The organism is Flavobacterium sp. CFBP9031, from assembly GCF_034044945.1.
In the GTDB taxonomy this organism is placed as follows: domain Bacteria; phylum Bacteroidota; class Bacteroidia; order Flavobacteriales; family Flavobacteriaceae; genus Flavobacterium.
Genome location: NZ_JAXCWF010000003.1, coordinates 434,490 through 443,464, shown reverse-complemented (window position 1 = coordinate 443,464; position 8,975 = coordinate 434,490). Strand labels below are relative to the sequence as shown.

At 33.9% G+C, this 8,975-nt stretch carries 6 protein-coding genes; 4 read left to right on the top strand and 2 right to left on the bottom strand.

Translation table 11 applies throughout. The annotated features are described in order from the left end of the window. Positions 1 to 1,074 precede the first annotated feature (1,074 nt). Positions 1,075 to 2,091 carry an LLM class flavin-dependent oxidoreductase gene (locus SOM12_RS07680; protein WP_320492959.1) on the bottom strand — a complete coding sequence of 339 codons (1,017 nt, stop codon included), beginning with the start codon at positions 2,089 to 2,091 and terminating at the stop codon, positions 1,075 to 1,077. Between the two features lie 170 nt (positions 2,092 to 2,261). On the opposite strand from SOM12_RS07680, the gene SOM12_RS07675 reads away from it, so the two are divergent. From SOM12_RS07675 to SOM12_RS07660, 4 genes are all read left to right on the top strand, one after another. Beyond that, positions 2,262 to 2,777, top strand: a complete 516-nt coding sequence (locus SOM12_RS07675; RefSeq protein WP_320492958.1) for a DUF2975 domain-containing protein — start codon at positions 2,262 to 2,264, stop codon at positions 2,775 to 2,777. Between the two features lie 2 nt (positions 2,778 to 2,779). Beyond that, on the top strand, positions 2,780 to 2,986 hold the full coding sequence (locus tag SOM12_RS07670; protein ID WP_012024053.1) for a helix-turn-helix domain-containing protein: 207 nt from the start codon (positions 2,780 to 2,782) through the stop codon (positions 2,984 to 2,986). Positions 2,987 to 3,101: 115 nt separating this feature from the next. Next, entirely contained in the window at positions 3,102 to 3,986 is an 885-nt protein-coding gene (locus SOM12_RS07665) for an ABC transporter ATP-binding protein (protein ID WP_095928800.1), read from the top strand. Positions 3,987 to 3,990: 4 nt separating this feature from the next. After that, positions 3,991 to 7,530 (top strand): ABC transporter permease/M1 family aminopeptidase, encoded by a 3,540-nt coding sequence (locus SOM12_RS07660; protein WP_320492957.1) that lies wholly within the window; start codon positions 3,991 to 3,993, stop codon positions 7,528 to 7,530. Positions 7,531 to 7,715: 185 nt separating this feature from the next. On the opposite strand, the gene SOM12_RS07655 is transcribed toward SOM12_RS07660, so the two are convergent. Continuing rightward, positions 7,716 to 8,927, bottom strand: a complete 1,212-nt coding sequence (locus tag SOM12_RS07655) for a polysaccharide deacetylase family protein (protein WP_320492956.1) — start codon at positions 8,925 to 8,927, stop codon at positions 7,716 to 7,718. Between the last annotated feature and the right edge of the window lie 48 nt (positions 8,928 to 8,975).

Genomic DNA, 8,975 nt, shown 5'->3' with positions numbered 1-8,975 from the left:
TTCATCCTGAGCCAGGATCAAACTCTTCATCGTATATTTTAATATTATATAATCGATGCTCTTTCTATCGGTTCTTTTCGAATCTTGCGATTCTACTGCTCTTATTCTTTTTGCTCTAACATCTCTGTTAGAACGGCTGTCAATTCAATATGTCTACGAACGTAATTTTCTGTCTTTCGCTTATCTCTCAAAGCGGGTGCAAAACTAAAACTTCTTTTTGTTTCCTGCAAGAAAAATTTAAAGTTTTTTTTTTGAGATTTTTTCAATCCCGTTTTCTCCAATTTTCCTCCCAATCTCTCAATGAACTTTCCGTGTTTTGCGGGGTGCAAATGTAGAAAGCATTTTCAAATCTCGCAAGCTTTTTCGAATCTTTTTTTTGAAAATTTCTTTTCGTCTGATTCTCATTTCCTGCCAGTATTTCGATGAACGCCTTCGCTGTTGCGGGTGCAAAAGTAGAACCTTTTTCCAGTTAAACAAGGCTTTTTGCAAACTATTTTCAATATTTTTTATAAGTCACTGGTTATGCGTTTTTTACAAACCAAAGTTTTTTGGGCTGTTTTATAGATATTTCTGTTTTCGGGCGATTTTGTCCTACTCTGCTTTATTTTGCCGTAAAGGCACTAAGATATAAAGTTTGGTTTTCTGTGGGTATTTTTCGAATCTCGCCAAGGCGCAGAGGCACAAAGTTTCTTTTTGGCACTGGTTTTTCTTCGGGGACCATCCATCTTCTCTGTTTTTTTCTTCTGGAAACCGGTGCCCTAGCCCCGATAGAAGTGGAAATCCTTTTGTGCCGGGGTTCGGCACAAAAGATTGGAGCGGATAGCGGGATAAGCTCCTTAATAAATTCCAAAGTTCAATTTTTTAAAATCTCAAATTCCAAATACTGCCGCTAAAAGGGCTTCGACTTCGCTCAGCCTGACAATAGATCTTAAAAGCTGATTTTAGATTTACTCCGTTTTACTCTTATATATTATAGTAGAACTTTCTGCTTATATATATAACAAAAACAAACCCGACAGGTTTTAGAAACCTGTCGGGTTATGAGAATGAAATCTACTCTTATGTATAGTATACTTATATATGTATACTATCGTTTAGGCTGTCGATTGCTTCTTTGGTGATTTGAATGCTTTTTAATTTTGCCTGATGATCGAAGATTGGGCTGGTTACCATTAGTTCGTCTATTCTGGCGTAGTCAATGAACTTTTTCAAATCGGTTATTAATTGTTCTTTGTTTCCTGTGAAGGTTCCGGCCGTCATTTGATTGACATGGAAACGTTCCTGCTCGTTCATGATGTCGTCTAATGACGGAACTGGCGGTTGTAGGCCTTTGCGGTCGTTTCTAATTAGGTTCAGGAACATTTGATACAAACTTGTAGACAATAATTCTGCTTCTTCGTTTGTGTCTGCTGCAATGATATTCACACAAGCCATTGTTTTTGGTTTATCTAAATATTCTGAAGGCTGGAAATTTTCTCTATAAAATTCAAATGCCTGAATCATCAGTTTTGGCGCAAAGTGTCCAGCAAAAGCATAAGGCAATCCGTAAGCTGCTGCCAAAGCCGCGCTGTCCATGCTTGATCCTAGAATCCAGATTGGCACTTTTAGACCTTCGGCTGGAAATGCACGCACTTTTCCTGTTGCATTTTCACTTGAAAAGTACTCTTGAAGTTTGCTTACGTTTTGCGGAAAACGCTGTGCCTGCTCAAAAAAGTCTTTTCGAATTGCTTCGGCGGTTGGCTGATCTGTTCCCGGCGCTCTTCCTAAACCTAAATCGATTCGGTTTGGATAAAGAGTTTCTAGGGTTCCAAATTGTTCTGCAACTACCAAAGGAGAATGATTTGGAAGCATGATGCCGCCAGAACCTACTCGGATATTTTTGGTCTGACTTGCTACATACCCAATTAAAACCACTGTTGCCGTACTTGCAACGTGGGCCATATTGTGATGTTCTGCAAGCCAAAATCGCTTGTATCCTAAAGTATCTGCTAATTGCGCTATGTCTTTTGTTTTTTGAAATGTTTCTGTGGCATTGCTATCCTGAGTGATGATAGCGAGCTCTAATAATGAGACTGAAATTGGGTTTTTCATATAAAAAAATGCTAATATGCAAAATTAAGCCTTTTATATGGATGCCTTTTGTTTTCTAATGTTAATAGATTTATAATATTTCTAAAAATACCTAAAAGTTTCTTTTCCAATAATTAATTATTGTTTTACAATAATTAATTATACATTTGCAATATCTAACTTTTCATTATATGAAGACAACTCATATTGTATCTAGAATATTATTTTACTTTACCCGATTTTTGTCTGTGATTTATTTCTTTTTGGCCGGATATTCTGTTTTTACTTTGGTAACGGGATTGTTTTTGACTTTTAAGGACAACGGAAAGTATTTTCAGGTTTGTTATCCTTTTACTTCTCATCCTTTAATGTTAGGTGATTACAACTTGCCGTATATTCTTTTTGATTTTTTGGCTCCGCTGAGTTTATATGGACTTTTCTTTTTATTGAGCAGCAATGTTTTTAAAGTATTTTTTCAGCCTAAATTATTTACGCAAAACGGAATTTCTCATTTAAGGCGTTTCTATTTATCCAATTTATTAATTCCGGGTATTGTAATATTTGTAGCTTTCTTTTTTGTGCCACTGGATAATGAAGTTTCGCTTTTTATATTATTACACGGAATGCTGGGTGTTTTCGCTTACTTTTTAGCCGCCATTTTTAAACAAGGTTTAAACCTTCAGAACGAACAAGACTTATTTATATAACTATGCCAATAATTGTAAATGTTGATGTAATGCTTGCCAAACGCAAGATGCAGAGTAAAGAGTTGGCAGAAAAACTAGATATTACGCCTGCTAATTTATCGATTCTAAAAACTGGAAAAGCAAAAGGAATTCGGTTTGATACTCTCGAAGCTATTTGTAAAATATTGGATTGCCAGCCCGGAGATATTTTAGAATACGTGGCAGAATAGCTTTCTTTTAAATCTTATTTCACTCTTAATAAATCAGTTTTTAAAGCCGACAGGTACTCTATTGCCTAAATTTTTCAAATCATAGTTTAATTCAATCATCTAAATCAATCAAAAAATGAACAGTTTATCAATCCAAAATCTCAGCAAAACGTATGAGAACGGCACAAAAGCGATTGACCAATTATCGCTTGAAATTACAAACGGAATGTTTGGTTTGCTCGGGCCAAACGGCGCCGGAAAATCGACTTTAATGCGGACTATTACCGCTTTGCAGGAACCCACTTCGGGAAGTATTGAGTTTAACGGAATTAATATTCTGGAAAATCCAATGTTTATCAGGCAAAATCTGGGTTATCTGCCTCAGGAATTTGGCGTTTATCCTAAAATTTCTGCTTATCGCCTGCTCGATCATTTGGCGGTTTTAAAAGGAATCGTCGAAAAAAAAGAACGTCACGATCAAATTTTGTATTTATTACAGCAGACGAATTTATTACAACACAAAGACAAAGCGGTTCATTCTTTTTCTGGCGGAATGCGTCAGCGATTTGGAATTGCTCAGGCTTTATTAGGAAATCCGAAGATTATTATTGTAGATGAACCTACTGCGGGACTTGATCCGGAGGAAAGAAACCGATTTAATAATTTGCTAAGCGAAATTGGCGAAAACATTATTGTAGTTCTATCGACTCATATTGTGGAAGATGTTCGTGATTTATGTCCAAAAATGGCCATTATCTCTAACGGAAAATTGATTTTGGAAGGAAAACCAAACGAAGCAATCGATTCTTTAAAAGATAAAATCTGGATGAAAGCCATTCCGAAAACAGAACTTAAGGACTATCAATCTAATTTTAATATCATTTCGTCCAACTTAAATTCAGGGAAAATCAATATTCATGTTTTCTCCCATCAACGTCCAGATTCTGGGTTCGAATTGATATCGCCAGATTTAAGCGATGTTTATTTTAGTGTTTTAGCTCAAAATCAACTTAAAAATTAGTGTTATGCTTTCTAAATTAATTCAATTTGAATGGCATAACAACACCAGAAGCTGGACTTTTTATGCCACGTTTATTATTTATTTGGTTTTAGGATTTTTTGTGAGTGCTTTTGCGAACTTTTCTTTTTCGGGCGCTTACAAAAATAGTCCGTATGTATTGACTTATGCGATTGGTCTGATTTCGCTAATGACGATATTTTCGATTACACTTCAGGTTGCACAGAGTTTTTTAAAGGAATATGAAACGAAATTCGATTCGATTATCTTCTCCTCTCCTATTTCTAAGTTTCATTATTTAGCTCCAAAATTTATTACCGCATTTATAATCGCTGTAATTTCTTTTGGAATGTTTATCGTTGGAATGATCGTTGGACATCAAATGTCGTGGCTTTCAAAAAGCGAAATAGGTCCTTTTGAAATTATAAATTATCTCTGGCCGTATTTTGTAATTGTGATTCCGAATATTTTCCTGTGTCTTTCTATATTGACGGCTTTGGCCTGGCTTACGCGAAGTAAACTTTTCATTTATGTTGGGGGACTATTAATTTACATTTTATATATAGCGGGTTCTATTTTTTCTAATTCGCCCATCTTTGCAAATGCTTCTCCATCTTCGGCGAAAGCCATGTCTTTGGCAGCAAAAATAGATCCGTTTGGTTTGGCGGCTTTTTTAGAACAAACGAGATATTGGACTTCGATTGAAAAAAATACCGAACTGGTTTCGCTTTCGGGGAACTTTTTATTTAATCGATTGTTGTGGATTTCGGTTTCACTGCTTTTACTTTTTGTTTCGTATCGATTATTTTCCTTCCGAAAAACAAAAACTAAAAAGATAAAAACACCTAAAGTCATTTCAAAAGAAGAAAAAATCTTTTCTTCGAAAATTCCAAAAAACATCGAGTTCAAAACTTTCAGACATAATTTTGCTGTTTTTAAAAGCAATATCAAGCTTGATATCTTTTTAGTTTTAAAAGGAATTCCGTTTTTATTGATTGTTCTTTTATTTTCGGGATTGTTGGCAATCGAAATTTCGGATGAAATTGACGGGGGAATTCGATTAGCGGAAAAAATTACGGATACGGCTTTAATGATTTCCACCATAATGGATCGTCTGCCTTTTATTCTGATCTTGATTCTGCTTTTTTACAGCAGTGAATTATTAAACCGAAGTGAAAATTCGAGATTTGAAATGCTCGAAAATACCGCACCATATTCTCAGTTTGTGGTTTTATTGGCCAAACTGACGGCACTTTTTATCATTCCGTTACTCATTATCAGCATTAGTATTTTGATTGGATGCGCTTTTCAGATTGCGAATGCCAATGCTCCAATCGAAATGGGTCTTTATCTTTCCTTGTTTTATTATCTCGGATTTCCGTTGCTGCTGATTTCGATTTTGATAATCTCAATTCAGACTTTTATTAAAAATAAATACATCGGACTTTCGGTTGCTGCTTTTGTCTGCATTTTGTTTTGTACAGGAATTGGAGAACAATTGGGAATTTCGCATCCTTTACTGCGGTTTGGAAATGCTTTTAAAAGAGAATATTTTGATTTAAATGGTTTCGGAAAATACACTTTTCCGTTTCATATTTCGATGCTGTACAATTTCGGATTGGCTTTACTGCTTCTTACTTTGACTGGAATTTTATGGAAAAGAAATGCTTCAGTTGCAAAAACCTTTCGAAGAAATTCATTTAATGGCATTCAGAAAGTAACTTTCTCTTTAGGAATTATTCTTTTTATTGGTTTTGGGAGTTATCTTTTTTACAAAACCAATATCGAATATCCGTATTTGACCGAAGAAGATCAAAACAACTGGAGCGAAAAATATGAAACTCAATTTAAAAAATATACCAATCTTGCTCAGCCTACGATTGTTTCTGTAAAAAGTAAAGTTGATTTATTTCCTGAGGAAAATCGCTATGAAGTAGAAGGCACTTATGAATTGATCAATAATACTGAAAAACCTATTGATAGTTTACTCCTATATATAGATCGAAATTCAAAGTTGACTTCTGTTGAAATTCCGAATTCGAAAAACCTAAATGATATTTCGGCATTTCATCATTATTGGTATCGATTGGAAAAACCTTTGCAACCAAAGCAGAAAATGAAAATGAATTTTTCTTTTGAGTCTTCGTGGTCACCATTTAAAGGACATACTGCCTTTAATTCTATAATCGAAAATGGGTCATTTATGCGGATAAGCCGTTACTTTCCACTTTTCGGTTATCAGGAATCGAATGAAATCAGCAGTAAAAAAGAACGGGTAAAAAGACATTTGAAACCGCAGACGCCTCTTAAAAAGCTGGAAGACAAGTCGGAAATTAAATATGATTTTATTGATTATGATGCTGTAGTTTCAACTTCTAAAAATCAGACGGCGATTGGCGTTGGAGATTTAATTGGGAATTGGAGAAAAGACAACCGTAATTATTTTCATTATAAATCTAACGGTAAGATTCCGTTTCGATTTGCTTTTTCTTCTGCTGAATATGAAATTAAAAAAACGAATTATAAAGGCATTTCGATTGAAGTTTATTATGATAAAAGACATTCGAGAAATATCAAAAAACTAATTCAGGATGTAAAAAATACTTTAGATTACTGCCAGAATAATTTTGGTAAATATCCATACAAAACAATTCGTTATGCCGAAGTTTCAGCTTTCGCCGATGGATTTGCTGCGACTTCTTATCCGTCGACGGTTTTTATGAAAGAGAATTTCGGATTTTACAGTAACCTCAACAATAAGGATAAAGAAGATGTAATTAATCAATTAACGGCTCATGAATTATCGCATGAGTGGTGGGGAAATTCACAAATAAGCCCGGAACAAAAAGAAGGAAGCTGGATTTTGACTGAAACTCTGGCGCAATACACCGAACTCATGTTGTATGAAAAAGAACATGGCTTGGAAAAAGCGCTCGAAACTTTAAAAATTCATCTGGATTTATATTTGAGTAGTCGAAGTTATGATCCTGAAACGCCTTTGTATAAAACGAATTACGATACACCACATTTACCTTATGATAAAGGAATGTTGGTAATGCATCAGCTTCGGGTTTTAATTGGTGAAGAAAAAGTAAATCTGGCTTTGAAAAATTTCCTGAATCATTATAAATATCCAAATCCGTTTCCTGATTCTGAGGCTTTATTAAAAGAAATTTATGAGGTAACGAATCAAAAACTGCATCCTAAATTAGATGAAATGTTTAAGCAGATTATTACCTATTCGTCAAAAATAGAATCTGTTTCAAGTATTCAAAAAAATGGCTTTTATGAAGTTTCTTTTAAAGCTGATTCTGAAAAATTCAGAGAAAATGCAACCGGAGAACGAAAACAAATTCCAAACGATGCTTCAATAGATATTGGGATTTATGATGAAAACGGAAAATTATTTCTTTATCCTTTTGCCATCAAAAACAATAAAATTGAAGGGAAATTAAAACTCAAAACAAAACCTCAGCGAATTGTGATTGATCCGTATTTAATGAATATTGATACTTTTATAAAGGACAACGAGAAAGAGATTGATTAGAAGTTTTTCGTTGAGAATAATTTTTAAACACATAGAAACATAGTTTTTTTCTTTTACTCATAAAGAAAATCGAAAGAAACTAGTTTCTAACACATAGCTAGCTATGTGAATTTATGCAAGTGAAACGCCTTTTCTACATTCCAAAAAACTATGTTTCTATGTGTTTAAATTTTTATGAAACATTTTTATTTCAATTGAATGAAAATCTGTTTATGAGTTGATTTTCCGTCATCTTTAATTTTCAAATCTTTTTTGGATTCGATTTCAAATTTTGAAGAAGTATCTATTACTAAAGAAATATCACGATTCCTAAAAGTTCCTGGAATTTCCGGAAGTTTAATTGTAACTATTACTTCTTTATTTTTCTGCTGAAAATCGACTTTAATTCTGTCTCTTAACCAAATGTATTCGTAAACTTCCTGCCACGGCGCCATCCAGATTGAATCGTTTCCTTTTGTACCATATTTATTCGCAAGCGCTGTCATATAATATTTAAAATCGGGAAAACGCATGCTTAGGTTCCACAGATTTGTATTTCCTGTTCCGTGTGTGAAATCGTTAAACCAAACCGGTTCTGGCTGTTTTACAATTGAATCTATGGTTTTTAAATAACGATCCATTGTTTTAAAAGTGATTGTATCTTTTGAACTTTGGACAAAAGTTCGAGCAGAAATCATTTTATCTAAATCGACTTTTGAATCTACTTTAAAAACTGGTCCAACACCATAATAAGACGCTACCGAAAAATGTCCGTTATTAAGTGCCTCTTTTTCATATTCTAAATAATATTTCTCATCACCTTCTCCGCCAGGAACCACAAAATGTGACATAGTAAAATCCAGATTTTGTTTTATCGAAGTGATGTTTTCCGTCACTTCTGTAAAATAATTTGTTCCGTGTTTTGTAGCGTGATGAAAACTATGATTCAAAATATCCCAGCCAGCATTGTACATTTCTTTAATTTCAGCCCAAGAAAGATGTCCGCGATTTTCAGGCAAATAACGAATTGAACCTCCATTGATCGCTAAAGCCAATTTAAACGGAATTTTATTTCCCATTCCGTCCGAATAAAAAAGCCCTTCTGAAACTGTTCCATCTCCACCTTGATCAATTTTCCATTCGTTAATGGATGAATTACTGATTTTTCCTCCATTCAATAATGGAAAAGCGGTTAAATAAGCAGATCTGTAGCCATCGTCAAGCGTAAAACTATACGCTAAATGTTTGTTATATTTTAATGGAGAAACTACAATTTTTATTTTATCTGTCGATTTCAGTTTTATTTTGAATGAAATAGTTTTCGGTTCTGAAGAATCTTTTTCGATAATTCCTTTTGAAAAACTATTAAAGCTTCCGAAGATTACAATAACTATTATAATGAGAATTCGTTTTGACATAAATTTTAGGGATTCATTTTCGACTTAAAAGTACATTTCTTTTTCAAA